General features: G+C 72.7%; 29 protein-coding genes, 2 tRNA genes, 1 other RNA gene and 1 pseudogene. 19 read left to right on the forward strand and 14 right to left on the reverse strand.

The genetic code is table 11. The features are described 5' to 3' along the window. The 4 genes from IPZ69_RS39525 to ffs form a co-directional block, all read right to left on the reverse strand. The coding region (locus IPZ69_RS39525) for a hypothetical protein (RefSeq protein ID WP_235459570.1) at positions 1 to 1,170 on the reverse strand (1,170 nt) is incomplete at its 3' end. Positions 1,171 to 1,434: 264 nt separating this feature from the next. After that, entirely contained in the window at positions 1,435 to 2,688 is a 1,254-nt protein-coding gene (purD, locus tag IPZ69_RS39530) for a phosphoribosylamine--glycine ligase (RefSeq protein WP_235459571.1), read from the reverse strand. A 90-nt stretch (positions 2,689 to 2,778) separates the two neighbouring features. Further along, on the reverse strand, positions 2,779 to 5,169 hold the full coding sequence (locus IPZ69_RS39535) for a DNA polymerase III subunit gamma and tau (protein ID WP_235459572.1): 2,391 nt from the start codon (positions 5,167 to 5,169) through the stop codon (positions 2,779 to 2,781). Positions 5,170 to 5,233: 64 nt separating this feature from the next. Then, positions 5,234 to 5,332, reverse strand: an RNA gene (ffs, locus tag IPZ69_RS39540) — signal recognition particle sRNA small type. A 72-nt stretch (positions 5,333 to 5,404) separates the two neighbouring features. Here ffs and IPZ69_RS39545 point away from each other — a divergent pair. The 3 genes from IPZ69_RS39545 to IPZ69_RS39555 all read left to right on the forward strand — a co-directional run bounded on the left by IPZ69_RS39545 (position 5,405) and on the right by IPZ69_RS39555 (position 6,255). Further along, positions 5,405 to 5,489, forward strand: a tRNA-Ser gene (locus tag IPZ69_RS39545). A 127-nt stretch (positions 5,490 to 5,616) separates the two neighbouring features. After that, positions 5,617 to 5,907, forward strand: a complete 291-nt coding sequence (locus IPZ69_RS39550) for a hypothetical protein (RefSeq protein ID WP_235459573.1) — start codon at positions 5,617 to 5,619, stop codon at positions 5,905 to 5,907. 39 nt (positions 5,908 to 5,946) lie between these two features. Further along, the gene (locus IPZ69_RS39555) at positions 5,947 to 6,255 is read left to right on the forward strand and encodes a hypothetical protein (RefSeq protein WP_235459574.1); all 309 of its coding nucleotides are present in this window, start codon (positions 5,947 to 5,949) and stop codon (positions 6,253 to 6,255) included. A 22-nt stretch (positions 6,256 to 6,277) separates the two neighbouring features. On the opposite strand, the gene IPZ69_RS39560 is transcribed toward IPZ69_RS39555, so the two are convergent. Beyond that, positions 6,278 to 6,511, reverse strand: coding sequence for a hypothetical protein (locus IPZ69_RS39560; protein ID WP_235459575.1), 234 nt, complete (start codon positions 6,509 to 6,511; stop codon positions 6,278 to 6,280). Positions 6,512 to 6,792: 281 nt separating this feature from the next. Here IPZ69_RS39560 and IPZ69_RS39565 point away from each other — a divergent pair, with 281 nt between their 5' ends. Together IPZ69_RS39565 and IPZ69_RS39570 are read left to right on the forward strand one after the other, a co-directional pair. Beyond that, a complete protein-coding gene (locus IPZ69_RS39565; RefSeq protein ID WP_235459576.1) occupies positions 6,793 to 7,092 on the forward strand; it encodes a hypothetical protein in 300 nt (99 codons plus the stop codon). A gap of 76 nt (positions 7,093 to 7,168) precedes the next feature. Next, positions 7,169 to 7,885: a PaaI family thioesterase gene (locus tag IPZ69_RS39570; RefSeq protein ID WP_235459577.1), complete on the forward strand. Its 717-nt coding sequence runs from the start codon at positions 7,169 to 7,171 to the stop codon at positions 7,883 to 7,885. 6 nt (positions 7,886 to 7,891) lie between these two features. On the opposite strand, the pseudogene IPZ69_RS39575 reads toward IPZ69_RS39570, so the two are convergent. Both IPZ69_RS39575 and IPZ69_RS39580 read right to left on the reverse strand, forming a co-directional pair. Next, positions 7,892 to 8,125, reverse strand: a pseudogene (locus IPZ69_RS39575) (cupin domain-containing protein); the annotation flags it as partial. Positions 8,126 to 8,166: 41 nt separating this feature from the next. Further along, a complete protein-coding gene (locus tag IPZ69_RS39580) occupies positions 8,167 to 8,898 on the reverse strand; it encodes an SDR family oxidoreductase (RefSeq protein WP_235459578.1) in 732 nt (243 codons plus the stop codon). A gap of 193 nt (positions 8,899 to 9,091) precedes the next feature. Here IPZ69_RS39580 and IPZ69_RS39585 point away from each other — a divergent pair, with 193 nt between their 5' ends. Further along, on the forward strand, positions 9,092 to 10,474 hold the full coding sequence (locus IPZ69_RS39585) for a hypothetical protein (RefSeq protein WP_235459579.1): 1,383 nt from the start codon (positions 9,092 to 9,094) through the stop codon (positions 10,472 to 10,474). 135 nt (positions 10,475 to 10,609) lie between these two features. After that, a complete protein-coding gene (locus IPZ69_RS39590; protein WP_235459580.1) occupies positions 10,610 to 11,053 on the forward strand; it encodes a VOC family protein in 444 nt (147 codons plus the stop codon). Between the two features lie 8 nt (positions 11,054 to 11,061). Here IPZ69_RS39590 and IPZ69_RS39595 read toward each other — a convergent pair whose 3' ends face one another. The 5 genes from IPZ69_RS39595 to IPZ69_RS39615 all read right to left on the reverse strand — a co-directional run bounded on the left by IPZ69_RS39595 (position 11,062) and on the right by IPZ69_RS39615 (position 16,942). Further along, on the reverse strand, positions 11,062 to 12,885 hold the full coding sequence (locus IPZ69_RS39595; RefSeq protein WP_235459593.1) for a copper resistance CopC/CopD family protein: 1,824 nt from the start codon (positions 12,883 to 12,885) through the stop codon (positions 11,062 to 11,064). Between the two features lie 141 nt (positions 12,886 to 13,026). Then, positions 13,027 to 13,800 carry an SDR family NAD(P)-dependent oxidoreductase gene (locus IPZ69_RS39600; RefSeq protein WP_235459581.1) on the reverse strand — a complete coding sequence of 258 codons (774 nt, stop codon included), beginning with the start codon at positions 13,798 to 13,800 and terminating at the stop codon, positions 13,027 to 13,029. Next, positions 13,788 to 14,261, reverse strand: coding sequence for a cupin domain-containing protein (locus IPZ69_RS39605; RefSeq protein ID WP_235459582.1), 474 nt, complete (start codon positions 14,259 to 14,261; stop codon positions 13,788 to 13,790). The genes IPZ69_RS39600 and IPZ69_RS39605 overlap by 13 nt, the downstream gene beginning before the upstream one ends. After that, entirely contained in the window at positions 14,251 to 14,868 is a 618-nt protein-coding gene (locus tag IPZ69_RS39610; protein WP_235459583.1) for a GNAT family N-acetyltransferase, read from the reverse strand. Before IPZ69_RS39610 ends, IPZ69_RS39605 begins: the two co-directional genes overlap by 11 nt. Continuing rightward, entirely contained in the window at positions 14,861 to 16,942 is a 2,082-nt protein-coding gene (locus IPZ69_RS39615; protein WP_235459584.1) for a penicillin acylase family protein, read from the reverse strand. Before IPZ69_RS39615 ends, IPZ69_RS39610 begins: the two co-directional genes overlap by 8 nt. 137 nt (positions 16,943 to 17,079) lie before the next feature. Between IPZ69_RS39615 and IPZ69_RS39620 the strand changes: the two genes are divergently transcribed. From IPZ69_RS39620 to IPZ69_RS47210, 4 genes are all read left to right on the forward strand, one after another. Continuing rightward, complete coding sequence (locus IPZ69_RS39620; RefSeq protein ID WP_235459585.1) at positions 17,080 to 17,673, forward strand: HhH-GPD-type base excision DNA repair protein; 594 nt, start codon at positions 17,080 to 17,082, stop codon at positions 17,671 to 17,673. 141 nt (positions 17,674 to 17,814) lie between these two features. Next, positions 17,815 to 18,489 (forward strand): HdeD family acid-resistance protein, encoded by a 675-nt coding sequence (locus IPZ69_RS39625; RefSeq protein WP_235459586.1) that lies wholly within the window; start codon positions 17,815 to 17,817, stop codon positions 18,487 to 18,489. 79 nt (positions 18,490 to 18,568) lie between these two features. After that, on the forward strand, positions 18,569 to 18,904 hold the full coding sequence (locus IPZ69_RS39630; RefSeq protein ID WP_235459587.1) for a hypothetical protein: 336 nt from the start codon (positions 18,569 to 18,571) through the stop codon (positions 18,902 to 18,904). A gap of 49 nt (positions 18,905 to 18,953) precedes the next feature. Continuing rightward, a complete protein-coding gene (locus tag IPZ69_RS47210; protein ID WP_268835621.1) occupies positions 18,954 to 19,079 on the forward strand; it encodes a hypothetical protein in 126 nt (41 codons plus the stop codon). 25 nt (positions 19,080 to 19,104) lie between these two features. Here the strand turns inward: IPZ69_RS47210 and IPZ69_RS39635 are convergent, their stop codons facing one another. Further along, positions 19,105 to 20,790, reverse strand: a complete 1,686-nt coding sequence (locus IPZ69_RS39635) for a helicase HerA-like domain-containing protein (protein WP_235459588.1) — start codon at positions 20,788 to 20,790, stop codon at positions 19,105 to 19,107. Between the two features lie 105 nt (positions 20,791 to 20,895). On the opposite strand from IPZ69_RS39635, the gene IPZ69_RS39640 reads away from it, so the two are divergent. Together IPZ69_RS39640 and IPZ69_RS39645 are read left to right on the forward strand one after the other, a co-directional pair. Beyond that, the gene (locus IPZ69_RS39640; RefSeq protein ID WP_003999914.1) at positions 20,896 to 21,192 is read left to right on the forward strand and encodes a type II toxin-antitoxin system VapB family antitoxin; all 297 of its coding nucleotides are present in this window, start codon (positions 20,896 to 20,898) and stop codon (positions 21,190 to 21,192) included. A 205-nt stretch (positions 21,193 to 21,397) separates the two neighbouring features. After that, complete coding sequence (locus IPZ69_RS39645; RefSeq protein ID WP_235459589.1) at positions 21,398 to 22,030, forward strand: LytR C-terminal domain-containing protein; 633 nt, start codon at positions 21,398 to 21,400, stop codon at positions 22,028 to 22,030. A gap of 13 nt (positions 22,031 to 22,043) precedes the next feature. On the opposite strand, the gene upp is transcribed toward IPZ69_RS39645, so the two are convergent. Beyond that, on the reverse strand, positions 22,044 to 22,679 hold the full coding sequence (upp, locus tag IPZ69_RS39650; RefSeq protein WP_235459590.1) for a uracil phosphoribosyltransferase: 636 nt from the start codon (positions 22,677 to 22,679) through the stop codon (positions 22,044 to 22,046). 95 nt (positions 22,680 to 22,774) lie between these two features. On the opposite strand from upp, the gene IPZ69_RS39655 reads away from it, so the two are divergent. The 6 genes from IPZ69_RS39655 to IPZ69_RS39680 all read left to right on the forward strand — a co-directional run bounded on the left by IPZ69_RS39655 (position 22,775) and on the right by IPZ69_RS39680 (position 25,167). Further along, entirely contained in the window at positions 22,775 to 22,981 is a 207-nt protein-coding gene (locus IPZ69_RS39655; protein ID WP_374295436.1) for a hypothetical protein, read from the forward strand. A 312-nt stretch (positions 22,982 to 23,293) separates the two neighbouring features. Then, a complete protein-coding gene (locus IPZ69_RS39660; protein ID WP_235459595.1) occupies positions 23,294 to 23,827 on the forward strand; it encodes a tRNA adenosine deaminase-associated protein in 534 nt (177 codons plus the stop codon). A 56-nt stretch (positions 23,828 to 23,883) separates the two neighbouring features. After that, positions 23,884 to 24,315 (forward strand): tRNA adenosine(34) deaminase TadA, encoded by a 432-nt coding sequence (gene tadA, locus IPZ69_RS39665; RefSeq protein ID WP_235459596.1) that lies wholly within the window; start codon positions 23,884 to 23,886, stop codon positions 24,313 to 24,315. A 45-nt stretch (positions 24,316 to 24,360) separates the two neighbouring features. After that, positions 24,361 to 24,445: transfer RNA gene (locus tag IPZ69_RS39670), tRNA-Ser, on the forward strand. Between the two features lie 226 nt (positions 24,446 to 24,671). After that, positions 24,672 to 24,851 carry a hypothetical protein gene (locus tag IPZ69_RS39675; protein ID WP_235459591.1) on the forward strand — a complete coding sequence of 60 codons (180 nt, stop codon included), beginning with the start codon at positions 24,672 to 24,674 and terminating at the stop codon, positions 24,849 to 24,851. Positions 24,852 to 24,873: 22 nt separating this feature from the next. Further along, complete coding sequence (locus tag IPZ69_RS39680; RefSeq protein ID WP_235459592.1) at positions 24,874 to 25,167, forward strand: Dabb family protein; 294 nt, start codon at positions 24,874 to 24,876, stop codon at positions 25,165 to 25,167. Positions 25,168 to 25,337: the final 170 nt, after the last annotated feature.

A 25,337-nucleotide genomic window follows, 5' to 3' on the forward strand; every position in this document is an offset into this window, starting at 1 on the left:
CGCGTCGGTGCGCCACTTCCGGTCGACGACCTCCTCCGGGTACTCCTGCCAGTCGACCGGGGACCAGTCGGGACCCTGCTCCGCGGGGCCGCCGTGGAACAGGCGGGCGGCGAGCAGGGACGCGGCCTCGTCCACCGCGCCGGGCTCTTCGAGCAGATCGCACGCGGGCCGCTCGCCCAGACGGGAGGCGAAGCCCTCGGCCAGCCGGTCGCGCCGGGACAGTTCGGTGAGCGCCGCCACCACGCCCGCGTCCAGCCGGGAGGGCCAGCGGCCCATCCGCCAGGCGGGGAGCGCGACCCGGGTCAGCAGCCGGTCCCAGCCGGCGTACGCCAGCCCGACCTGCTCCTGGGCGACGATCCGCAGCCCGTAATCCACAGCCTGTGCACGCTCGGCCGCCGCGGCCGCCACGCCCCGCTCCATCTCGGTCGCGTGCTCCCGGCAGCCGCGCAGCAGCAGCCGGGCCACCCAGCCGACCCCCGCGAGCACCGTGCGCGAGACCGGGCCGCGTCCAGGCGCCGAGGTCACGGCCACCGCCGCGTCCAGCCCCCGCACGAAACGGCGGGCGGCGGCTATGTCCGGGTGCGCGGAGGGTCCCGTACCGGCGACGACCGGGGCGAGGACCGCGCGCAGCTCGCCGACCCGCATCCACCACAGGAACGGGGAGCCTATGACGAGCACGGGCGCGGCGGCCGTACGCCGGTGGGCGCGTCGCCCCAGGCCGGAGAGCTCGTCGTGGTGCTCGGGCGGGGGCGGGCCGTGCGCCGGGTGCGTACGGTCCTCCAGCCAGCTGTCGCAGTCCGGGGTGAGCGCTATGGCCGACGGCGCGGGGACGTCCAGGCGGTCGGCGAGGTCGCGCACCATGCGGTACAGGTCCGGTGCGGACTCCTCCGCGATGGGGACCGTCGGGCTCACGGCGGGGCGGGCGCGGGCCACGACCAGGGCGATGCCCGCGGCGGCGGCCAGCACCAGCAGCGCGACCCCGCTCACGATCCAGCGGGCGGTGTCCCAGCCTCCGCCGAGGAGATGCCCGGTGGAGCCGCCGGCCAGCAGGATCACGGCCGCGGCCGCGGGCAGCAGCGCGACGGCCAGCGCCCGGCCGCGGATGCGCAGCACGGCGAGGGCCCGGGAGCGCGCGGCCTGCGCGCCCACCTCCACACCCACAACGGTCACGGCCGGTCACCCCCTCCCTGATGCCCTGGCGGCTGTCCTGGCGTTGCTCACTCCCCCACTGTGGCACCCGCCAGTGACATCGCAATGCCGGTGGGCCAAGTGCCGGAACGCTTGCGCCGCACCCTAGTTGGGGCCTCGGCCCCAGTCAGCCGGATGGGGCATCGCTCACTCGATGGAATGGCTTTGGTCAGAGGTGGATGACTTACAGCAAGGATCAGGCCCCGGATTCCTCCGGGGCCTGACCTGGGCAGAAACGGGGTGGCGCTAGACGCCGGCGGCCGCCTTCGCGGCGATGTCCGTACGGTGCTGGGAGCCGTCGAGGCGGATCCGGCCGACGGCGGTGTACGCCCGTTCGCGGGCCTCGGAGAGGTCCTTGCCGGTGGCCGTGACGGACAGGACGCGACCGCCCGCACTGACGACGTCGTCACCGTCCCGCCTGGTACCGGCGTGCAGGACGTACGCGTGCGGGGCGTCCTCGGCGGCCACCTCGTCGAGGCCGGTGATCGGGTCGCCGGTGCGCGGGGTGTCAGGGTAGTTCCGCGAGGCGACGACCACGGTGACCGCGGCGTCCTCGCTCCAGCGCAGCGGCTCCAGGTCGGCGAGCAGGCCGGTCGCGGCGGCGAGCAGCAGGCCCGCCAGCGGGGTCTTCAGACGGGCCAGGACCACCTGGGTCTCGGGGTCGCCGAAACGGGCGTTGAACTCGATGACCCGCACCCCCCGGCCGGTGATCGCGAGCCCGGCGTAGAGAAGGCCGGAAAACGGCGTGCCGCGGCGGCGCATCTCGTCGACGGTGGGCTGCAGGACGGTCTGCATGACCTCGTCCACCAGCTTCGGGTCGGCCCAGGGCAGCGGGGAGTACGCGCCCATGCCGCCGGTGTTCGGACCCTCGTCGCCGTCCAGGGCGCGCTTGAAGTCCTGCGCCGGCTGGAGCGGGACGACGGTGTCGCCGTCGGTGACGGCGAAGAGGGACACCTCGGGGCCGTCGAGGAACTCCTCGATGACGACCCGCTCGCAGCCCGCCGCGTGCTCCTTGGCGGCCGCCAGGTCGGAGGTGACGACGACGCCCTTGCCCGCGGCGAGACCGTCGTCCTTGACGACGTAGGGAGCGCCGAACGCGTCCAGGGCGTCGGCGACCTCTTCGGCGTTCGTGCAGACATACGAGCGGGCGGTCGGCACGCCGGCCCCCGCCATCACGTCCTTGGCGAAGGCCTTGGACCCCTCGATCCGCGCGGCCTCCTTGGAGGGGCCGAACGCCGGGATGCCCGCCGCGCGCACGGCGTCGGCGACTCCGGCTACCAGCGGGGCCTCCGGGCCGACGACCACGAGGTCGGCCCCGAGCTCTGTGGCCAGCGCCGCTACGGCCGCGCCGTCCAGGGCGTCGACCTGATGCAGCTCGGCGACCCCGGCGATGCCGGCATTGCCGGGGGCGCAGTGCAGCGCGGTGACGTCGGGGTCGTGGGACAGGGAGTGGCACAGGGCGTGTTCGCGGGCGCCGCTGCCGATGACAAGGACCTTCACGGGGGTCAGCCTATCCGGCGTTCCTGCCGAGAGTCGGCGGGCGGGGATCCTGTACGTTCCCACAAGGGGACGCTCGCCCACCCGGCTCGCCTACTCGTTCGAGAACTCCTCCATCACCGTCGCGCCGAGCTCCCGGACGATGAGGTCGTGGCCGGAGAGGGCCGACTCGTCGAGGTCGGGGTCGTCGTCCTCGGGAATGTCGTCCTCGGGAGCGACCGGGGGCGGCTCGGGTGCGGCCGACGGCTGGGGTGCCGGGGCGGACGCCGGAGCCGGAGGCTGGGCCTGGGGGGCCGCGGGGCCCGGGTGCGAGGCAGCGGCAGGACGCGGGGCGGCCGCGGCGCCGGACGGGGCGGGGGCGCCGTAACCGCCACCACCTCCGTAGCCACCGCCACCGCCGTAGCCGGAGGAGCCGCCGGTCGGCGGGGGTGCCGAGCCGCCCGACGGGTCGACGACGGCCTCGATCCGCCACTGCACGTTGAACTGCTCGGACAGCGACTGCCGGAGCACGTCCTCGCTGCCGCTGCTCGCGAAGTTGTCGCGGGCGCCGGCGTTGACGAAGCCGAGCTGGAGGGTCGTGCCGTCGAAGCCGACGACCTGGGCGTTCTGGCTGAGCAGGATCCAGGTGAAGCGGCGCCGGTTCTTGACCGCTTCCAGGATGTTCGGCCAGAGCATGCGGGGGTCGAGGCCGCCCGGGGCAGGCGCGGCCGGGACCGGGGCCGGGGTCGGCTGGGGCGCGGTGGGCGCCGGGGCCGCGGAGGCGGCCGGAGGCGTCGCGGTCGCCGGAGTCGCCGGAGTCGCCGGAGCGGCCTGCGGCTGAGGCGCCTGTCCGCCGCCCGCCGGAGCCGCGATGGGCCAGCCACCGGGCCGTCGGCCACCACCCGCGGGTGCGGCGGTGGGCCAGGCGCCGGGCGCCCCCGCGGCGGGGGCCTGCGCGGCGGCCGGGGCCTCGGGCGCGGGAGCGGGAGGGGTGGGCTGGGTGGCGGCGGCCGGTTCGCCGCCACCGGGACCGGCCACCGCCGGCGCACCCGCGCCGACACCCGGCCCAGTGCCCGGAGCCGGGCCGGTGGGCACGCCGGACGCCGCCGGAGCCGTAACCGACGGGCCGGCCGCCGGGCCGGCACTGCCCGCACCGCCACTCGCACCACTGCCCGGAGCGGCACCCATCGGCCCGCCGGACGGAGCGCCCGCGCGCGCGGCCGCCCTGGCCGCCGCGGGGCCGCCGCCCGGCGGAACGGGCGCACCGCCGGACGGCATGCCGCCCGGGTGGGCCTCGGGTCCGGGGACGTACCCCATCGCCGGTGCCGCGCCGCCGCCGGCGAAGTTGACGCCGCGCTCAAGGCGGTCGAGGCGTGCCATGACGGAGCGCTCGTCGCCGTAGGCCGCGGGCAGCAGCACGCGCGCGCAGATGAGTTCGAGCTGGAGGCGCGGCGAGGTGGCGCCGCGCATCTCGGTCAGGCCCTCGTTGACGAGGTCGGCGGCGCGGCTGAGCTCGGCCGCGCCGAACGTCCCGGCCTGGGCCCGCATCCGCTCCAGCACGTCGGCCGGGGCGTCGAAGAGCCCCTTCTCGACGGCGTCGGGCACGGCGGCGAGGATGACGAGGTCCCGCAGCCGCTCCAGCAGGTCGGCGACGAAACGGCGCGGATCGTTGCCGCCCTCGATGATGCGGTCCACGACCTCGAAGGCCGCGGCGCCGTCGCCGGTGGCGAACGCCTCGACGACGGAGTCCAGCAGCGAGCCGTCGGTGTACCCGAGCAGGGAGGTGGCCATGGCATACGTCACACCGTCGGCACCGGCGCCGGCGAGCAGCTGGTCCATGACGGACATGGAGTCACGCACGGACCCCGCGCCCGCCCGCACCACCAGCGGCAGCACCCCGTCCTCGACGGGGATCTTCTCCTTCTGGCACACCTCGCCCAGGTAGTCCCGCAGGGTCCCGGGCGGCACGAGCCGGAAGGGGTAGTGGTGCGTCCGCGACCGGATGGTGCCGATGACCTTCTCGGGCTCGGTGGTGGCGAAGATGAACTTGAGGTGCTCCGGCGGCTCCTCGACGACCTTGAGCAGCGCGTTGAAGCCGGCCGACGTGACCATGTGGGCCTCGTCGATGATGTAGATCTTGTACCGACTGCTCGCGGGCCCGAAGAAGGCCTTTTCCCGCAGCTCACGGGCGTCGTCCACACCACCGTGCGAAGCGGCGTCGATCTCGATGACGTCGATGGAACCCGGCCCGTTGCGGGCGAGGTCCTGGCAGGACTGGCACTCACCGCAGGGCGTGGGCGTGGGACCTTGCTCACAGTTCAGGCAGCGGGCCAGGATTCGCGCGCTGGTCGTCTTGCCGCATCCGCGCGGACCGCTGAACAGGTACGCGTGATTGACCCGGTTGTTCCGCAGCGCCTGCTGCAGCGGGTCCGTGACATGCTCCTGCCCGATGACCTCGGCGAAGGACTCCGGGCGATAGCGGCGGTACAGCGCGAGAGACGACACGCCTACGAGGTTATAGGCGCCCACTGACAACGTCCTCGCCCCAGGACGGTCAACGCCCCCGCCAAACGCAAGCGCCCCCCACGCACCCGCCAGAGCCAACCTACCCTTGCTGCCTTCCGGCCCTGGGGGAGTTCAGTCAGATAGCGCCGCGTGAGGGGCTCCGCAAAGAGTACCTGATGTCAGCGGGCCGGAACGAGTTCGCGAGCACTCCTCTCGGTCATGTAATGTTTCCGGCGGAGGATTCGCCTAGAGGCCTAGGGCGCACGCTTGGAAAGCGTGTTGGGGGCAACCCCTCACGAGTTCGAATCTCGTATCCTCCGCCGGCCCAGAGGGCCGGACCATGAAAGTGGTCCGGCCCTCTGGCGTTTGTCCGTCTCGGTTTCCGTCCCAGTCGGATTCCCCGTGCAGCCCGGCGCCCGTCAATGGTGTGACGCCTACTCTTCCTTCATGGCGGATCAACGGCCGGCTCCCGCGGATGTTCCGGGCGACTCCGCCATCCCGAAGCCCGCGTCGCCGAGGCGTGTTCGCTTGATCACTGCGGGCATCGTGATGGGGCTGGCAGTGCTCACGGTGGTTCCGGCATGGCTCGCGGCGCCGTTGGCGGATCCTGTTCCGATCTTCATGACGGCAGGTGTCGTCGCCGGGTTCGGCTGCTTCGCCCTGCCCCACCTCTGCGTGGCGCGAAAACCCTGGCACAGGCACGGCCCGGCCTCGCGGTTCCTGACCGCGCGAACCTGAACCGGCCGTCGCACCATCGACCTGCACGACCTGCGGAGCGTGCGGACCTGGAAAGAGGCCTATCGGGGAGGTGCCACCACGTACCTCGTCATCACCGACGCCTCCGGTACCCGTTTGGGCTTCGCAGGCCCCCAGGCGGAACGCCTCATACGCCGCTACGCCATCGAGCGGCCGCAGGACGCACTCGGGAGCCACCCGATACGCGTGACGCGACTGGCGCGGGCCGACCTGGGCATCAAGCCGCTTCCCCGCGGCCTCTCCGCCCTTCGCTCCCTGCTCTCCGTGGAGCGAACCTGCCTGCTGATCATCGGACCGATGATGATCTCGGCAGTCATCGCTTCCCACTGAGCCGGCTCGTGCGGCAGGCCGGTCAGGAACGCCCGCCCAAGTCGTCCGGTGCGGACTCGGTGTCCGCGGATGCCTGCGGTAGATAGCCGTAGTGCTGCATCCGCTCACGCTGGATCAGGTGACCCACGACGTTGATCGCCAGCGAGGCCAGGGTGGAGTACAGGACCGGCAGGCCGATCTCACCGAAAAAGTGCCACGCGACCAGAAACCCGAACAGGGTGTATGCCGGTATGGAGACTGCCGGATACCGCACCATCCACAAGAACAATGGGCTCGGAGGGCCCGTTCCACCCAAGACCCAGTCGGCGTCCTGCGCTCGCCTCCCCACTGATCACCCCCAGGCTCGCATCAACCGTGACATCGTCGTCCCTCCCTGCCCCTCTGACAGGGGGAGCGTCAGCCTAGACCCCGTGAGGAATATGCCGCCCCAGTCGTGCCCGATCCAACGGGGAGCCGCGGCCACACCGAGGACCGTGGCATGATCCGCTCACGCGGCATGGGGCCGGGTCGACGATCTTCCGAGGAGAGGCGTTCGTCATGGGCGCTTACGGGTGGGCCGCTCTCGGAGCTGCCCTGGCGATCACGCTGATACCGGGCGGAGCGGCAGTCCTCCGCGGCCGGCTGCTCCCTCGGTTCAGGGGCCGTGTCGAGTCGCCCCGGATCTGGGGGCTCGGCGTCATCCTGATGGGGCTCGGGTTGTCGATCGAGCTTCTCGCCGCCCATCGGCACGATGACATGTTCCGCAACATCGCGGGATTGACGGGCATCTGCATCCTGATATGCGGCTTCTGCATCGAAAAGTGGGCGCGGCTGCCCGGCCGGCTCAGCCGGTCGTAGGTAGGCACGCCGTCGACCTCCGCCGGCCCTCCGGCGTATGTCTCGGTTCACTTCACGATGTGGTGGAGTGGGCGGCATGACCGACATCGAGAAGATCACGGTGCCCGACCTTCTGCGGGGGTATCCCGGGGTGGCTTTCGGCGGCTACATAGCCGGCGTGCTCGCCGGGCGGGCGGCGGCCAAGACCGTACGGGTGGACTTCCGGCGGCCGACCCCGGTGGAGGTACCGGTGGGGCTCGCGCAGACCGCCGACGGCGGGGCCGTGCTGACGGGGGCGGACGGGGTGCTCGCGCTGGCCACGCCCGACGAACTGGACCTCGACGTCCCCGAACCGCCCTCCTGGGACGAGGGGGCTGCGGCGGCCGAGGCGTACCGCGCGGCTCCGCCGGAGGGAACCGTGGACTGCTTCGGGTGCGGGCTCGACCGCACGCCCGACACCGGGCTGCGCCAGCACTGCGGGATCGTGCCGGGGCGGGATTTGGTGGCCGCAGCGTGGACGCCCGGGCCCGCGCTCGCCGACGCGGAGGGGATGCTGCGGCCGGAGCTGGTGTGGGGAGCGCTCGACTGCCCCGGGAACGCGGCCGGCCGGCTGCTGGGAGGGCTGCGCGAAGGGGCGGTGACGGCCTCGATGACGGCACGGCTGCTGCGGCCGGTGCCGGTTTCCTCGCCGCTGGTCTCGTTCGCGTGGGTCCTCTCGGAGGAGGGGCGCAAGCACCGGGTGGGGGTCGCCCTGGCCACGGCGGGCGGCGACCTGTGCGCCTTCGCCTCGGCGCTGTGGGTGGACCCCCGATAGGGCCGGTCAGGCGCTCGGGCGGGGCGCTCTCAGGTGCCGGCGCCGGGCCGGCTCGCCGGGCTCCCAGAACGCCTCCCCGGCCTTGATCACCCGCTCGGGCTCGCCTTCCAGCCCGAAGAGCATCTCGCCCTCCAGGACGTAGCCGAAGGCGGGGCCCGAGTGCCGGTGCGGCGGGGTGCCGGGGTCTCCGGGGTCGCCGGGCGGGAACTCGACGAGAGCCGTCATCGCCTCCACCCCCTCTTCTTCGCCATGGTGAGGCCTCCCGGGACGAGCCGACTGGCTCAGGAAAGCCAGTCGCTGTAGTGCGTGGGGGCGATACGGGCCTCGCCCTTGGGGACGAGCACGTCGCCGGGGACGGAGGCGAAGAAGCCGGCGGTCTCGTCGGTGACGACCGTGCGGCCGTCGGGGTGCGCGTCCAAGGTGATCCGGCCGAGGTCGTCGAGGGGGAAGACGTCGGGTCCGGCGACCTGGAGGGTGCCGTTCAGCGGCGTGCCGACGGCGACCTCGGCGACGGCGTCGGAGACGTCCTGGGCGGCGATCGGCTGGATCGGGGTGGAGGGCAGGTGAACGCTGTCGCCCTCGGTGGTCCAGGACAGGACCCCGTCCATGAACTCCATGAACTGGGTGGCGCGGACGATCGAGTAGGGGATCGGCCCGTCCTTGAGGAGGTTCTCCTGGAGGGTCTTGGCCCGGTAGTAGACGAGGTCGGGCACCTGGTCCGTGCCGACGATCGAGAGGATGACGGCGTGGCCGACCCCGCCCTTGTGGGCGGCCGCCAGGATGTTGTCCATCGAGGTCTGGAAGAACGCCGTGGAGGCGTCGTCGAAGGTCGGGGAGTTCGTCATGTTGACGACGACGTCGGCGCCGGCCACCGCCTCCTCCAGGCCCTCGCCGGTGATCACGTCGACGCCCGTGGACATGGAGTGCGGCACGGCCTCGTGCCCGGCCGCGTTCAGCTTCTGCACGACCTGCGATCCGATCAGGCCGGTACCGCCGAGGACTGCGAGCTTCATGGTTCACCTTTCGTCGCACGGTGCCAGGTCACGCCTTCCAGGTTGCGACGGTGCGATGCCCGGCGCACCCCGACCCGTGCGCCCCGATTGAGCCGCTGGGTTGTTGCCGGGGCCCCCGACGGCCGTGTTTGCGGTTGCGGAGAGGGTGGGCGTGTTCCTCTGAAGGTCATGATCCAGAAGGAGGAGCCGCTGCATGTCCGCCCATAAATTGGTTCTGGCAGGCCTCGTGGCTGCCGCCGTGACGACGCTTCCGGCGTCCCCCGTTCAGGCCCAGCCCCGGGGCCACGCCGCCTCCGCGTCCACGGTCGCGTCCGCCAACTGCTCCGCCGCGGCGCTCGTCAGGGCGATCAACGCGGCCAACGCCTCGCCGGGTCCCAGCACCATCAGGCTCGCCCGCAAGTGCGTCTACCGGCTGACCACGCCCGCCCCCAACGACCCCGCCAACGGCCTGCCGGCCATCCGCAGTGACATCAGGATCGACGGCCAGGGCGCGACGATCACCCGTGCCAAGGGCGCTCCGAGGTTCCGCATCCTCGCCGTCGCCGAGGGCGGCACTCTGACGATCAGCAGGGTCACCATCACCAACGGCTCGGCGACGGACTGCCCGCTCTTCCCCGGCCAGGCGGTCTGCGGCGGCGGCATCTCCAACCTGGGCACGCTGAACGCGGCCAACATCACCGTGCGCTACAACACCGCCACGTCCAACCTCCCGGTCGAGGGCGGCGGCATCGACAGCGACGGCAGGGCCACCCTCACCGACGTCGACATCAGCTACAACACCGCCCGCTACACCGGCACCGAGCAGGGCTCCGCCGATGGCGGCGGCCTCGCCAACGACGGGCTGCTGACGGTGCGGCACAGCCTGGTCGCCAAGAACTCCGTCAGCGTCACGCCGAACACCGGCAGCTTCGCGTTCGGTTCGGGCCAGGCCTCCTTCGCCGACGCGCGGATCGAGCGCAGTACGTACGCCGGCAACCGCGCCATCGCCACGGGCGGCTTCGCGCGCGCCGCGGTCACCGTCGCCGACCCGGCCACCCTGACCGTCGACGACACCGTCGTGCGGGACAACACGGCCGAGGCGGCGTACGGCGAGGCCCAGGGCGGCGCGATCGCCGGCAACGCCCATGTGACCGTGACGCGCAGTCGCATCACCGGCAACCAGACCATCGCCCCGCACGGCATCGCGCGCGGCGCGGGGCTCAGAATCCCGCTGATCGGCGTGCTCCGCCTCAGCGACACCACCGTCAGCAACAACACGGCCCGCGCCACGGGCAGCGACGGCCGCGCCGAGGGCGCCGGCATCGACAACCCGCTCGGCGGCAGCGTGACGGTCGTACGGTCCTGGATCACCAACAACACCGCGTACGCCCCCCAGGGCGTCTCCCGGGGCGGCGGGCTCTTCAACGCCATCGGCACGAGCACCCTGACCGACAGCTCCGTCACCGGGAACAGGGCCGGCGACGGCGGTGGCATCTTCAAGGCGTCCGGCACCGTCACGCTGAACAACACCGCGGTGCGGCGCAACGTACCGAACAACTGCAGCCCGGCGGGCAGCGTCCCCGGCTGCTCGGGCTGACGCCCGGTCGAGAGGCCGAGCAACGCGACCGGCCCTCGGAGCGACTCACGGCCGCGCGCGGTGTCCGTCATGGACACCGCGCGCGGCCGAAGACCGTCGAAGACATGTCCATCCCCTGCGAGAGGAGCAACGGTCATGGACTACAGACTTGAGGTCCTGGTGATCCCGGTGGCCGATGTGGACCGGGCCAAGGAGTTCTACAAGGGGCTGGGGTGGCGTGAGGACGCCGACTTCGCCACCGGTCCGGACTTCCGGGTGGTGCAGCTGACGCCACCGGGCTCGCCGGCGGCCGTCATCTTCGGCAAGAACGTCACTTCGGCCGCTCCGGGATCGGCCCAGGACATGATGCTGGTCGTCGACGACATCGAGGCGGCGCGGGCCGACCTGGCCGGCCGCGGCGTGGCGGTGAGCGGGGTGTTCCACGACGCCGGCGGGGTGTTCCACCACGCCGGAACCCAGGCCCGGGTCGACGGACCGGCCCCGGACCGCGCGAGCTACGGCTCGTTCGTCTCCTTCGACGACCCGGACGGCAACGGCTGGGTGGTGCAGGAGGTCACCACCCGGCTCCCCGGACGCTGACCGGCCGGCTACCGCGTGATCCGCACCGGCTTCGACACGGTCACCTGGTCCAGGTCCGACACCCGCACCGTCACGTTCATCGTCCAGGTCCCGGCCATGGGCAGGTTGAGGGAACCGGTCCCCCAGTAGCCGCCCTTGTCGGTGACCCGGGCGTCGATCGGGCCGATCTTCCGGGCGAGGAGGGTGAAGGAGACGCGGAGTTCGGGTACGGCGGCCAGGCCGCCGTCGGGGCCGTAGATCACGGCCTGCACGGAGTTCCGGCCCACCCGGCCGGGGTCCAGGGTGATCTGCACCTTTCCGCCGGCGTTCGCGACCCTGAAGGGGACGTTCGTGACGGAGGCGACCGGTATGCCGGCCGTCGGCCCGCCGGACCGAGCCGCCTCGGCCTCCGCCCGGCCCGGCAGTGTGCCGGTGAGGATCGTCGTAATCACCAACACCGCCATGCCGACCGCCACTTCGGCCAGCACGGAGCGGCGCAGACCACGCCGGTACGGGTCGCCGCCCGAGGGCGGGACGTCGACGGACGGGGCCTCGGCGGAGGGGACATCGGCGGACGGGGCGTCGGCGGCATCGGTGGAGGATCCCGTCGACGGCCCCCCGACCAGCTCCGGAACCCGCTCCCGCGTCGTGGCCTTCGCGGTCGCCAGCCGGGCCGTCAGGCGCCGCGACAGGCCCGCCGCCGTGAGCAGCAGCGCCACCGCGGCCAGTTTGACGATCAGGAGCCTGCCGTACGAGGTGCCGGTCAGCGCGTCCCAGGAGCCGAGGCCGCGCCAGGACTGGTAGACGCCGGTGACGACCAGGACGGTCACGGCGGCGAAGGCGAGCCGGGAGAAGCGGGCGACCACGGCCGGCGGTACGGGACCGGCGGCCCGGTACAGCGTCGCCAGCAGGGCCGTCAGGCCGCCCAGCCACACCGCCATCGCGAGCAGGTGCAGCACGGCGGAGGTCATGGCCACCGGCACCTGGATCCCGGCCGAGGCGTGCTCGGCGGCCGCCCAGGTCAGGGCCAGGCCGACGGCGAGCGCGGCCGTCACGGCGAGGACCGGTCCGGATCGGCGCTCCAGGCGCTCCGGCCGCTCAAGCCGCTCCAGGCCCGGCAGACGCTTCAGGCCCAGCAGTACGGCACCCACCACGAGCAGCAGCGCCAGGCGGGCCAGCAGGGCCAGTCCCGGACGGCTCGTCAGCGTCCGCTCCAGTGCCGCGAGGTCGAAGGCGGTCGCCGGGCCCGTGCCCTCCTCGTAGGGGGCGCGCAGCACCAGCAGGACCACGGTGGCCGCGAGCAGCGTCCACCACCCCGTCAGGACCGGCCCGCGCAGGGGTCCGGCCTCGGGCGGGCGGCAGACGGCGAGGAACGTCACCGTGCCGATGAGCAGGGCGAGGGCGAGGTAGGCGGCATAGCGCGCGATGTCGTACAGGCTGCTGGTGGCGGGATCCTCGACGGCTCCGGTGCTCGCGGGCACGGTGGTCGCGGACGGCTTGCCGACGGAGAAGGTGAAGGCGCCGGAGATCGGGTGGCTGTCGGCCGAGACGACCCGCCAGGCCACGGTGTAGGTCCCGGTGCCGAGCCGGGCGGGCAGCGTCACGCGGGCGGTGTCGGAACCGGCCTCGCCGTGCCCGGGTTCGCCGATACGGACCTGTCGGTTGTCGGGGTCGTAGACGCGGAAGGAGTCGTCGAGCAGGCCGACGGACTCGGTGAAGGTCAGGGTGACGGACCCGGGGGCCGACTTGAGGACGGTTCCGTCGGCGGGGTCGCTGCCGCGCAAGGCGGCGTGCGCCGAGGCGCGGCCGGCGCCGCCGAGGAGGAGCAGGACCAGCACGGCGCCCAGCAGCACCAGCCCTTGAACGCGCCGGATTCCACCGGGGCCACCGCAGAAGACGCCGCTCAAGCCACCACGCCACCCTTCGCCCACGTCACCGCTCCGTCTCGGGACTCATGTGCTCTCGCACTGGTACGGACGATCCGCCCGCCGCGCTCACCATGGGGGCCGCGCGGACACCCCGCCGTCCACCACCAGGTCGTGGCCGGTGATCCAGGAGGCGAGCGGGGAGGCGAGGAAGACGCAGGCGTCGCCGACGTCCTCGGGGCGGCCCAGCCGGCCGGTGGGCACCGCCGCCCGCCAGCGCCGTACGCCCTCCGGCCAGGTCTCGGCCAGGCCCTCGCGGTCGATCAGGCCGGGCGAGACCGTGTTCACACGGATGCCGTCGGGGCCGTACTCCAGCGCGGCCGAGCGGGCGTGCATGACGGCGGCCGCCTTGGACGCGCAGTAGTGGGCGTGTCCGGGCGCCGGGTGAGTGGCCTCGACGGAGGCGATGTGGGTGATGCTGCCGCCGCCGTGCCCGCGCATGACCTCGGCGGCGGCCCGGGTGCAGAGGAAGACGCCGGTCAGGTTGGTGTCGACGACCGTGCGCCAGTCGGTCGCCGACATGCCGGGCAGCGGGTGGACGGGCTGCACGCCCGCGTTGTTGACCAGGGCGGTCAGCCGCCCGCCGCCCCAGTCGGCGGCCTCGCCGACCATCCGCCGGCACGCGTCCTCGTCGGTGAGATCGGCGCGCACCACGACGGACCGGCCGCCCGAGTCCCGGATGCGCTCGGCCACTTCGCGCGCCGCCCCGGCACTCGTACGGCAGTGCACGGCGACCGCCGCGCCCTCCTCGGCGAACCGCAGCGCGATCCCCCGGCCGATGCCCTTGCCGGCGCCGGTCACCAGGGCGGTCTGTCCTTCGAGCAGTCTCGTCACGGTCGGCACAGTCGCGTGATCCGGGCGGCCTCCGCCGGGTAACGCGCCGTGAGCCGCGCCGCGTCCCCGTGTTCGTAGCCCTCGTAGGTGAAACCGGGCGCCATCGTGCAGCCGAAGAACGTCCACGTGCCGCCCGCCGCGACCCGCCCGCCCATCCAGGTGCCCGCCGGCACGGTGAACTGGAGGTGCTGGCCGGCCTGTACGTCCGGACCGAGGACGGTGGTCCTCGACGTCCCGTCCGGGGCGAGGAGCAGGAGGTGGAGCGGGTCGCCGAGGTAGAAGTGCCAGACCTCGTCCGAGGGGAGGCGGTGCAGGGCGGAGTAGTCGTCGGCGGTGAGGAGGGCGACGATCGCCGAGCCTTCCGGGCGGCCGTCGGCCCGCTCCGGTCCCGCCCAGGTGCGGCGGAACAGCCCGCCCTCCCGCGGGATCGGCTCCAGGCCGTAGGCGGCGACCAGCTCGTCAGGAGTCACGCGGGAAGGCTACCGCCCGGGTGAGGAACAACAGTTGGGCGTGCTTCTCGGGCAAGTACACGTCCGGAATGTCGATTTCCGCCAGGACGACCTCCGGCCCCTTCTCGAAGCCCTGCCGCCGGAACCGGTCGACCGCCTTCTCGTTGCGCACGTCCGGGTCGACCACGACCCGGTGCCGGTCCGGGCCGCGCAGGGCGTACGTCAGGAAGGCCGCCAGCACCGCCGACGTCCAGCCCGGCCGCGCGCCGCCCGGACCGGCGGGCGCGAGCAGCAGGTGGACGCCGATGTCGCCGGGTTCGACGGCGTAGCACTCGCCGACCCGGTCGGCCTCGGGCTCGTAGGTCTGGAACAGGGCGGCGGGTTCGCCGTCCTTGACCACGAGGAAGGCCTGGTGGGTGTCGAGGGTGGCCAGGTGGGCGTAGATCTCCCGGACCTGCTCCTCGTCGAGGCCGTTCATGCCCCAGAAGACGGCCCGTTCCTCGCTCACCCAGGCGTGGATCACGGGGGCGTCGGCGGCCGCGTCCAGGGGCAGGACGCGGACGGTGCCGAAGCCGTCGATCACCTGCTCGTGGACGGCCTCGCGGGCGTGGGCGTACGGCTCAGTCATCGGTCTCCTTCTTCAGGTGGTCCCAGTCGGTGACGACGGGAACGAGCTCTCCCGCCAGCCACCGGGGCAGTTGGTCGCGGTGGTGCGGTGAGCCCGGCACCCCGGACGCGCCGAACGGCACCACCCAGCGGCTGTCCTCACGCCGGGCCAGGTCCCAGACGTAGCGGGCCGCGGGGCCGCGCGCGCTCAGATCGGTGAGGCCGGGGACGGCCGAGGTGCACAGCACGCAGTCGTGGTCGCCGGCCAGGCCCGGTTCGTCGTACGACACGTCGGTCAGCGCCCGCCAGGGGGCGAGGCGGTGGGTGTCGCCCCAGGTGCCGGTGTGCGCGGCGGCCGTCTCCTCCACGGCCGCGCGGACGAGGGCGGGGCGGTCGACGCCGTACGACTTCTCGGCCCGCAGCAGCCGTTCGAGGGCGAGGCCGACCCGGGGGACGAGCGCGAGCCAGGGGAGCAGGACCTCCGGGTAGGCGGGAGGTTCGGTGAGCGGGGCGAACGCCGGGTGGGCGGCGAGGCGGCGGACGACCGCGCCGCGCAGCGCCGCGTAGGCCGCCGCCTCGGCGCTGTCCGCGTCCATGTGCCGGTCCCAGTCCAGGAGGCGGTCCCGGAGGCGGGCGGCCTCGGGGGTGAGGTCGTCGAGCTCCGCCAGGCGGTCCAGGAGGGGCGCGGCGGAGGCGAGGTGGGTGTCCGTGTGGATCGCGGGCATGTCGGCGGCGGACCAGCTACGGCGCCGGTCGAGGAGTGCGCGGATGCGGTCGGCGCGGTGCGGCGGGGCGAACTCGGTGCCGAGGGGTGCCGCCGGGCCGCGCTGATTGGCCATCACCGCGATGCCGTCGGCCAGGCCGGCCCGGGGCATCTCGTGCCAGCCCCGCCACTCGTACCCGGGCTCCCAGGCGGGCACCGTCCGCAGCCGGTTGGCCCGGTCCCGCACCGGCACCCGGCCCGCGACCCGGTGCAGCAGCCCGCCCTCGGTGTCGGCGGCCTGCACGACATTGACGGGCTCGGCCCAGCCGTCCAGGGCCAGGTCCACATCGGCGACCCGCCGGGCCCGCAGCAGCGGGAGCAGGGCACCGAAGCCGAGCTCCTCGGTGACGCGGGGCGGGAAGCGGAGGGCCAGAGCCAGCGGGGTGTCGGAGGCGGGCCCCGCGTCCAGACCCTCCGGGCCGCCCGCGATCACCGGTCCCCGGTCCGTCTCGATCACCTCGACCTCGATCGGGGCCCGGCCCGCCACCTCCATTGTCTCCGTGTGCCGCCTCGCGCGCCGCCAGGTGCCGTCGGGGCCGAGGGCCTCCACTCCCGCGCCCGTGCGGCGCAGGCGCTCGCGGTAGAGGTCCTGGTAGTCGGCCATGGCGTTGGTGATGGCCCAGGCGACCGTGCCGGTGTGGCCGAAGTGGGCGATGCCGGGGACGCCCGGGACGGCGAGGCCGAGGACGTCGAACTCGGGGCAGGAGAGGCGGATCTGCTGGTAGACGCCGGGGTCCTCGATGAAGCGGTGCGGGTCGCCCGCGATGACGGCCTGCCCGGTGACCGTGCGCTCGCCGCTCACCAGCCAGCCGTTGCTGCCCAGGGTGCCGGGGCCGTCCGCGGCGAAGAGGCCGACGGCGTCCGGGCCGAGGTGCCGCGCGACCTGTTCGCGCCAGAGCTTGGCCGGGAAGCCGGCGAACAGGATGTGCGTGGACAGCCAGACCCCGAGGGGGTGCCAGGGCTCCCAACGGCCGGGTCGCAGACCCGTTCCCGCGAACTCGGGGGCCCGGCGGGCGCCTTCGGCCAGCCCGTCGTTCACCCCGTCCACGTACGCCCGGACCCAGTCCGCCGTCTCCGGGTCCCGCCGCTCCAGGGCCGCGAAGCAGCGCCGAGCCGTGTCGTCGAGGCGGGCGCGGCGGGCGAACACGTCCCAGGAGGCGGACGGCGCACCGAGGAAGGCCGCCGAGGTGCCCTGCGAGCGGTGCCGCTCGACCTCCAGTTGCCAGGCGCGGTCGAGGGCGGTGACCCGGCCTTGCGCGTGGGCGAGTTCGCGCGCGCCGTCCGCACGCAGATGCGGGATGCCCCAGGCATCGCGGTAGATCTCGGTTGTCACCTGCACCCCCTCGTTTTAGGTTAGCCTTGCCTAACCTATCTCGGTGGAATCGTACGCGGATGTGGAGGAGTGCCGTGCCACGGGGCCGCGGCGCGGACGGCCGAGCGAAACGGCGGGCGGCGCAGGATCATCGAGCCATGGACGTCACCCTGCACCTCGCCCAGGACCCCGAGGCCGACGCGCTCCTCGGCCGCAGTCCGCTCGCCGCGCTGACCGGGATGCTGCTGGACCAGCAGGTCCCGATGGAGTGGGCGTTCAAGGGTCCGGCGACCATCGCGCAGCGGCTCGGCGCCGACGACCTGGACGCGCACGAGATCGCGGCCCAGGACCCGGAGGTCTTCGCCGCGCTGCTCTCCGAGAAGCCGGCCGTGCACCGCTACCCGGGGTCGATGGCCAAGCGCATCCAGCAGTTGTGCCAGTACCTGGTCGAGCAGTACGACGGGGACGCCGAGGCCCTCTGGCGGGACGTCAGCAGCGGGCCGGAACTGCTGAAGCGGCTGGAGAGCCTGCCCGGCTTCGGCAAGCAGAAGGCGCAGATCTTCCTGGCCCTGCTGGGCAAGCAGTTGGGCGTACGGCCCAAGGGGTGGCGGGAGGCCGCCGGGGCGTACGGCGAGGCGAAGTCCTTCCGTTCCGTCGCCGACATCACGGGACCCGAGTCGCTGGCCAAGGTGCGGGCGCACAAGCAGGAGATGAAGGCGGCGGCCAAGGCGGCGAAGACCGCGGGGAAGTAACGCGGGGGAGCGCGGACACAACGCGGGGAACGGGACGTAGCACCGGCCGGGCGGGGGGCGCCCGGCCCGGGCTCAGCCCGGTGTCAGCCGGGTGGCCCGCCTCAAGTGGCAGCGCGGACCGGGCCGGTCCAAGCATGGATCATGACCGAGCCACCGAGCAGCGGCTCCGCCCGAGGGCCGCAGTACGACGACCGCCGGGTCCATGCCGGGCACCCCCCGGGCACCGGCAGCCGGCACGAGCCCGAACCGCCCTTCGAGGGCCCTCTGCACGCCCTCTCCCGCGCCGCCTGGCAGGTCGTCCTGCTCACCGGCATCGCGTCCCTGATCCTGGGCGTCCTGGTGCTGATCTGGCCCGGACCCTCGCTGCGCGTGGCCGGCTTCCTCTTCGGCCTCTACCTCCTGATCAGCGGCGTCTTCCAGTTGATCGCCGCCTTCGGCACGCACCGGACGACCTCGCTGCGGATCCTGGCCTTCATCAGCGGCGCCCTGTCGATCCTGCTGGGCCTGTTCTGCTTCCGCGGCCCCATGCAGTCGATCCTGCTGCTCGCCCTGTGGATCGGCATCGGCTGGCTGATCCGCGGGATCACCCAGACCCTGGCCGCCGCCTCCGACCACGCCGTGCCGGCGCGCGGCTGGCAGATCTTCCTCGGGATCGTCACCTTCGTCGCCGGGATCGTGCTGATCGTCTCGCCGTTCGAGTCGGTCGCCGTCCTCACCGTCTTCGTCGGCGTCTGGCTGGTCGTGGTCGGCATCGTCGAGATCGTCACCGCGTTCCGGGTCCGCGGGCACGCCGACCAGATCCCGCGGGCGCTGTGAAGCCCGCGCGTACGCCGTGCGAGCGGAATCCGGCGCCGCCGCGCTGAACGCCGTACACCCGCCGGGGAGATGACCTTGCATGAGCGCCACACGAAGCCTCGCGCGCGGCCGCGGACTCCCGCGCGACCGCGCCTGGCTGCGGGCGCTCGTGCTGCTGCTCGTCCTGCTGGTGCCGGGCACCCGTGCCGAGTTGCACGCGGCTCCGGTCGCCGTGGCCGGTGACCTCGCCGATCACGACGTCCTCGACACGGCGCCACGGCCACCGTCGCGCGCCGCCCACCGTCCCGTCGTACCGACGCGCCCCGAGTCCGCCCCCGCACCGGCGCCCGCCGTCCCGGCCGGCTGCCCGGCGGCCGCACCGCCGCGGCCGCCGCACATGCTGCCCGCCCTGCGCTCCGTGGTCCTGCGCTGCTGACAGACCCCCTCGCACCAGGTCCGTCAGTCACCACACGAGGAGCACAGTCATGCCCACCGACCCGTACGCGGTCCTGCGCGCCCTGCTGCGCGCGGAAGCCGCTCGCAGCACGTCCAAGCCCAAGCCGGAGGCGGTCGCACGGGACCAGCAGCCGCCGAAGGAACGGAGCCGCTGATCCCCGCCGGCGCGGCGGGGTCCGGCTACCGCCTCCGCCGCGCCGTCCCGAAGAGCGACCTGGTGATCTCGCGTCCGAGCTGCGTGCCGATCGAGCGGGCCAGGGACTGGAACATCCCGCTGCCGACGACCTGTTCGACGACCGACTCCTGCTTGTCGGCCTTCGGCTCCGCCTTCGACCGGGCCTGCGCCCCGGCATTCGTCCGTGCCCGCGACTGGGCCCTCAACTCGTCGGGCCCCTTGGCCCCGCGCGTGATCTCGTCGGGTCCCTTGCCGCCGCGTGTGATCTCGTCCGGTCCCTTGCCCCCGCGCGGGGCTGCCGTCAGCTTCTCGTACGCCGACTCGCGGTCCACAGCCTGTGCATAACGTTCGTGGAGCGGCGACGCCAGCACCGCCCGGTCCAGGGCCGCGGCGTCCACCGGTCCCATCAGCGACTCCGGCGCGCGCAGCCGGGTCGCGGCGACCGGGGTCGGGGCGCCCCTCTCGCTCAGGACCGTGACGACCGCCTCGCCGATGCCGAGCCCGGTGAGGAGTTCCTCCAGGTCGTACGCCGAGTTCGGGAAGGTCTTCACCGTGGCCCTCAGGGCCTTCTGGTCGTCGGGGGTGAAGGCGCGCAACGCGTGCTGGATCCGGTTGCCGAGCTGGGCGAGGACCTCGGAGGGCACGTCCTTGGGGGTCTGCGTGACGAAGAAGACACCGACCCCTTTCGAGCGAATGAGCCGCACGGTCTGGGTGATCGAGTCCTGAAAGGCCTTGGAGGCGCCGTCGAACAGCAGATGCGCCTCGTCGAAGAAGAACACCAGACTCGGCTTGTCCACGTCCCCGACCTCCGGCAGGTCGTGGAAGAGGTCGGCCAGCAGCCACATCAGGAACGTCGAGAACAGCAGCGGCCTGTCCTGTACGGCGGGGAGTTCGAGGACGGAGACGATGCCGCGCCCGTCCGGTGCCGTACGCAGGAACTCGGACGTGCCGAACTCCGGCTCCCCGAAGAAACCGCCCATGCCCTGCGCCTCGAAGGCGGTGAGGGCGCGCAGGATCACCCCGGCCGTGGCGGTGGACAGCCCGCCGATGTTCTTCAGCTCCGGCCTGCCCTCGTCGGAGGTGAGGAAGGCGACGACCGCCCGGAGGTCCTTGAGGTCGATCAGCTCCAGGCCCTTGGTGTCGGCGTAGTGGAAGATCAGGCCGAGGGACTGCTCCTGGGTCTGGTTGAGCCGCAGCACCTTCGACAGCAGCACCGGGCCGAAACTGGTGATCGTGGCGCGGACCGGGATGCCGTGCCCGATGCCGCCGAGGGCGTAGTACTCCGCCGGGAAGCCGGCGGGCCGCCACTGCTGGTGGACCTCGGCGGCCCGCGCCCCGACCCGCTCGCCCGTCGGTCCCGGCGCCGAGATCCCCGACAGGTCGCCCTTCACATCGGCCAGGAAGACCGGCACGCCCTGCGCCGACAGCTGCTCCGCGATCAGCTGGAGGGTCTTGGTCTTGCCGGTGCCGGTGGCGCCCGCGACCAGGCCGTGGCGGTTCAGCATGGTCAGCGGGACGCGGACCTGGGCGTCGGCGTGGCAGCGCCCGTCCCACAGGAGGGCGCCGAGATCGAGAGCGGGACCGGTGAAGGCGTACCCGGCGGCGATCTTCAGGGCCTCCTCCGGGAGGGCCGGAGCGCTCCCCGGTGCCTCGGGAGCGGTGGCGGGCGGCATGGTCTCGCGATCACTCATCTGGGGCCCCTGTTCCCGTTTTGCCCTGCTTTAATGCATCTTTTCCAGCGTCGCACTCCGTCGCCATGGCTGCGCCCGGAACGTCTTGACCGGTAGGCTTTCCGTGTGATCTTCAAGCGCATCGGAAACGGCCGGCCGTACCCCGACCACGGCCGGGAAAGCACCCGGCAGTGGGCGGACGTCGCGCCGCGCCCGGTCCGCCTCGATCAGCTCGTGACGACCAAGGGGCAGCTCGACCTGGAGACCCTCCTCGCCGAGGACTCGACCTTCTACGGCGACCTCTTCGCGCATGTCGTGAAGTGGCAGGGCGACCTGTACCTGGAGGACGGCCTGCACCGCGCGGTCCGCGCGGCCCTGCAGCAGCGCCAGGTACTCCACGCGCGCGTGCTGGAGCTGGACTGACGCCTCGGCGGGTGTTCCCGCCGGCGCCTCGCCGGGCCTTCCCGCCGACACCTCGCCGGGTGCCGCCGCGACGCGCCCTGGCGGGCGCGCGTGGGAGCGCTCCCGGGACACGCCCGGGTAACAGGTTGGCCCTTTCGGGTTCTCCCGTACGGCAGTCAATGATCATCTAGTAGGAATCACCGCCGGGGCGCACTACGCTGCGCCCATGAGCATGCTGACTCCCCCTGGCATGGGCGGCCAGTACCGGATCACGGGGGACAAATACCCACGGATGCGCCCTCCCCGGCGGCGCGGCAGGCTCGTGTTCGGGCTGGTGGCCTCCGTGGCCGTGCTCGGCCTGGTCGGCTGGGGCACCCTGCAGCTCATCGACGTCTTCACCGGTGGCGAGAAGACCACGGCGGCCGGCGCCAAGTCCGACTGCGCGAAGATCAAGGCGCAGCCCGCCGCCACCACCGCCGCGCTGCCCCGCCCGGACCAGATCACGGTGAACGTCTACAACGCCACGCAGCGCACCGGCCTCGCCAAGACCACGGCGGACGAGCTGAAGAAGCGCGGCTTCAAGATCGGCGAAGTGGGCAACGCGAGCGGCCAGTTCGACAAGAAGGTCAAGGGCACCGGCCTGCTGCTCGGCCCGGCCGCGGCCCTGAAGACCTCGCTGCCGGTGCTCGGCACCCAGCTGGGCGGCACGCAGACGCAGACCGACACCCGCAAGGGCACCGCCGTCGACCTGATCCTCGGCGACGCCTTCAAGAACCTCGCCCCGCAGACGGACGCCGACCAGGCGCTGGCCGCACTGACCGCGCCCCAGCAGGCGTCCGCCACGAAGAAGAGCTGTTGAGCGGTCGTACGACCTACTCGGCCGCCCCGTAGAGCCGGTCACCCGCGTCGCCCAGGCCGGGGACGATGTAGCCGTGCTCGTTGAGGTGGTCGTCGACGGCCGCCGTGACGACGGTGACCGGGGTACCCGCGAGTTCGCGCTCCATGAGCTCGACGCCCTCCGGGGCGGCGAGCAGCACCACGGCGGTCACGTCGTCGGCGCCGCGCTTGATCAGCTCCTGGATCGCCGCGACCAGCGTGCCGCCGGTGGCCAGCATCGGGTCGAGGACGTACACCTGACGGCCCGAGAGGTCCTCCGGCATGCGCGAGGCGTACGTGGAGGCCTGCAGCGTCTCCTCGTTGCGGATCATGCCCAGGAAGCCCACCTCGGCGGTCGGCAGCAGCCGGACCATGCCGTCCAGCATGCCGAGGCCGGCCCGCAGGATCGGCACCACCAGGGGGCGGGGACGGGAGAGCTTGACGCCGGTGGTGGCGGCGACCGGAGTCCGGATGTCGATCTGCTCGGTGCGCACGTCGCGCGTGGCCTCGTAGGCGAGCAGGGTGACCAGCTCGTCGGCCAGCCGGCGGAAGGTCGCGGAATCGGTGCGCTGGTCGCGCAGCGTGGTGAGCTTGTGAGCGACCAGGGGGTGGTCGACGACGTGGAGACGCATGCCCTTAACAGTAGCCGCGCCGCGGAGCCCCTGGCGCTGGCATCAAACCGCCCGTCCGGGGGAAAGTGGGAGGGACGGACGGGGGTGGTGTGCCGATGCCTGACCTGCCTGACCCGGAAGCCCAAGAGGATCCGTCGCCGGCACGGTCGCGGGCGGAAACGGACGCCGAGCGCCGGCGTCGGCGCGCCCAATTCCTGCGCGATCTCGCCGAGGCACGGGAGCTGCGCGACCGGGTGCAGCCCCGCCGCGCCAAGGCCGCGCGGCTGCGCCACGCCATGCGCATGCGCACGTTCCGCTGGTAGAGAACCGACCCGGGAAGATCCCCAGGGACAGGGATGTTGGCAGGGTGGGCGTGCGTGGACATCGGGGAAAGCCGCGTACGATCCGCAGGTGGCGGCAACGAGTGCGCTGGTGGTGCGGTCGCGGGCGTTCGGTTGTTTCTTTGCGTACGTGCGATCAAAACTGCCAGACACAGGGAGCCGAAGACGTCCCCTGAACGCCTTGTTTCTGCCACGATTCCGAGTGGGTGGGGCTCGGAGCACAGCTCTCCCCGCCCAGAACCTCCGCCGGGGGGACCCCCAACCGGCACGCCTATGACCAGTGGGAGAGTCACGGTGTACTTCGCCGCACTGCTCGCGCGCACCGAAGACGGGTGGGAAGCGAGCGACACAGAGCTCGACGATGTGGAAACCCTGTCGGATCTGGCCGACCTGGCCCGGGAAGCCAATCCCGACGAGGACACGGTGCTCGTCCTGATCGAGCAGGAGGACGCCTGGTTCGGCGTCGTCCGCGTGGACGGCGAGGACGACCCTCGCATCTACGTCTCGGACGCCGCGGCCGCCGCCCGCAGCGCGTACGGCGAGCTGCTGCTCACCGACGAACTGCTCGGCCGGGAGCCCGGCTCCGACGACGGCCCGGACCTGGACGCCCTGGACCTCGACGGCACCGAGGACGGCGAGTCCGAGGACGACGAGGACGAGGACGGCTCCGCCGCCGACGCGGTGCCGCACAGCCCGGTGGGCGACAGCGAGATCCTCGACGACCTCGGCGTCGGCGAGAAGGAGCTGCGCGCCCTGGACGCGGAGGACGCGCTGGGCGCGATCGCCGAGGCCCTGGGCGCCTCGGAGGTGCTGGAGACCGTCCGCTGACCGCACAGGACAGGGACGGTGTGCCGGACCCGGTACGCGACCGCTGGCGGGCCGCGATGCGGCTCGCCCTGGACGAGGCCGAACAGGCCGTCCGGGGCGGGGACGTCCCCGTCGGCGCCGTCGTGCTGTCCCCGGACGGTACGACGGTGCTCGCGACCGGGCACAACGAGCGCGAGGCCGTCGGCGACCCCACCGCGCACGCCGAGGTGCTCGCCCTGCGCCGGGCCGCCGCCGCGCTCGGCGAGTGGCGGCTGACCGGCTGCACGCTCGTGGTCACGCTCGAACCCTGCACGATGTGCGCCGGAGCCCTGGTCCAGTCCCGGGTGGACCGCGTCGTCTACGGAGCCCGCGACGAGAAGGCCGGCGCGGCCGGCTCCGTGTGGGACCTCGTACGGGACCGGAGGCTCAACCACCGGCCGGAAGTCATCGAAGGCGTACTGGCCGGAGAGTGCGCTCGGCTGCTCACGGAGTTTTTCCGGGATCGGTGAATACCGATTTCAAACCATGGGCCCCTGTGCTGTAAGGTCTCCCTCGGTAGCGTGTCCGAGCGGCCGAAGGAGCTCGCCTCGAAAGCGAGTGTGGCGCAAGTCACCGAGGGTTCAAATCCCTCCGCTACCGCTGAAGAAGGGCCCCGTCGAAAGACGGGGCCCTTCGTGCAAGCAAAGGAAGAAATTCACGGGGGCGGCCGCTCAAGTACCCACGGCCGTACGGGGAAAGGCGTGAACGGCACTCCGCAATGGCCCGCGACCTGCGGGCCGTTGGTTCCCGAAAGCGGCATGAACGTTACACTCGCCGCCGGCACCACGGGGCCCGAGAAGGCGCAGCTATCACAGGGGAGGCCGCGGTGGCGGTGAACGCCAAGAAGATCGCCGTGTACGTGCTCGTGGTCTTCGCGCTGTATGTGATCATCACAGACCCGGCCAAGGCCGCGGACTATGTCCAGATAGCCTTTGAGGGCATATCGGACGCCGCCAAGGCCATCGGCGACTTCATGACCTGGATCGCCAACGGAGCGAAGAACTAGCGAAGAGCCGAGGGAAGAGCCCATGATCCGCCACCTGGTCCTGTTCAAGCTCAACGAGGGCGTCGAGCGCGACGACCCCCGGGTCGTGGCGGGCGTCGAGGCCTTCCGCGCCCTGGGCGGCCAGATCGAGGAGCTGCGCTTCTGGGAGTGCGCCTGGAACATCAGCGACCGCCCCATCGCCTACGACTTCGCGATCAACTCGGCGGTCGAGGACGCGGACGCCCTCAAGCGCTACCTGGAGCATCCGGCGCACCAGGCTGGTGTCACGCTGTGGCGGGAGTTCGCCACGTGGGTGATCGCCGACTACGAATTCTGAGTCACGCGCGCCGGAAGCCCTCCGCCGGAACGGCGGGGGGCTTTCATGCGTATTGTGCCCCAACTTCCCCTCAACACGGCGTTATGCGGTGCTTGCACACAGTGCACATGTCTTGTGATGCTATGACCGCTTTTGACGGATGATTGACCGATGAAGAGGTGGCGTTGACC

This window comes from Streptomyces olivochromogenes (assembly GCF_021538895.1).
GTDB classification, from domain to species: Bacteria; Actinomycetota; Actinomycetes; order Streptomycetales; family Streptomycetaceae; genus Streptomyces; species Streptomyces olivochromogenes_A.

What these genes read in the sequence shown, in the direction of transcription:
- IPZ69_RS39550 (WP_235459573.1), top strand. Translation starts at nt 5,617, where the DNA reads ATGGCGGATCAACGGCCGGCTCCCGCGGATGTTCCGGGCGACTCCGCC.
- IPZ69_RS39560 (WP_235459575.1), bottom strand. Translation starts at nt 6,511, where the DNA reads ATGGTGCGGTATCCGGCAGTCTCCATACCGGCATACACCCTGTTCGGG.
- IPZ69_RS39565 (WP_235459576.1), top strand. Translation starts at nt 6,793, where the DNA reads ATGGGCGCTTACGGGTGGGCCGCTCTCGGAGCTGCCCTGGCGATCACG.
- IPZ69_RS39570 (WP_235459577.1), top strand. Translation starts at nt 7,169, where the DNA reads ATGACCGACATCGAGAAGATCACGGTGCCCGACCTTCTGCGGGGGTAT.
- IPZ69_RS39580 (WP_235459578.1), bottom strand. Translation starts at nt 8,898, where the DNA reads ATGAAGCTCGCAGTCCTCGGCGGTACCGGCCTGATCGGATCGCAGGTC.
- IPZ69_RS39585 (WP_235459579.1), top strand. Translation starts at nt 9,092, where the DNA reads ATGTCCGCCCATAAATTGGTTCTGGCAGGCCTCGTGGCTGCCGCCGTG.
- IPZ69_RS39590 (WP_235459580.1), top strand. Translation starts at nt 10,610, where the DNA reads ATGGACTACAGACTTGAGGTCCTGGTGATCCCGGTGGCCGATGTGGAC.
- IPZ69_RS39610 (WP_235459583.1), bottom strand. Translation starts at nt 14,868, where the DNA reads ATGACTGAGCCGTACGCCCACGCCCGCGAGGCCGTCCACGAGCAGGTG.
- IPZ69_RS39620 (WP_235459585.1), top strand. Translation starts at nt 17,080, where the DNA reads ATGGACGTCACCCTGCACCTCGCCCAGGACCCCGAGGCCGACGCGCTC.
- IPZ69_RS39625 (WP_235459586.1), top strand. Translation starts at nt 17,815, where the DNA reads ATGACCGAGCCACCGAGCAGCGGCTCCGCCCGAGGGCCGCAGTACGAC.
- IPZ69_RS39630 (WP_235459587.1), top strand. Translation starts at nt 18,569, where the DNA reads ATGAGCGCCACACGAAGCCTCGCGCGCGGCCGCGGACTCCCGCGCGAC.
- IPZ69_RS47210 (WP_268835621.1), top strand. Translation starts at nt 18,954, where the DNA reads ATGCCCACCGACCCGTACGCGGTCCTGCGCGCCCTGCTGCGCGCGGAA.
- IPZ69_RS39635 (WP_235459588.1), bottom strand. Translation starts at nt 20,790, where the DNA reads ATGAGTGATCGCGAGACCATGCCGCCCGCCACCGCTCCCGAGGCACCG.
- IPZ69_RS39645 (WP_235459589.1), top strand. Translation starts at nt 21,398, where the DNA reads ATGAGCATGCTGACTCCCCCTGGCATGGGCGGCCAGTACCGGATCACG.
- upp (WP_235459590.1), bottom strand. Translation starts at nt 22,679, where the DNA reads ATGCGTCTCCACGTCGTCGACCACCCCCTGGTCGCTCACAAGCTCACC.
- IPZ69_RS39655 (WP_374295436.1), top strand. Translation starts at nt 22,775, where the DNA reads ATGCCTGACCTGCCTGACCCGGAAGCCCAAGAGGATCCGTCGCCGGCA.
- tadA (WP_235459596.1), top strand. Translation starts at nt 23,884, where the DNA reads ATGCGGCTCGCCCTGGACGAGGCCGAACAGGCCGTCCGGGGCGGGGAC.
- IPZ69_RS39680 (WP_235459592.1), top strand. Translation starts at nt 24,874, where the DNA reads ATGATCCGCCACCTGGTCCTGTTCAAGCTCAACGAGGGCGTCGAGCGC.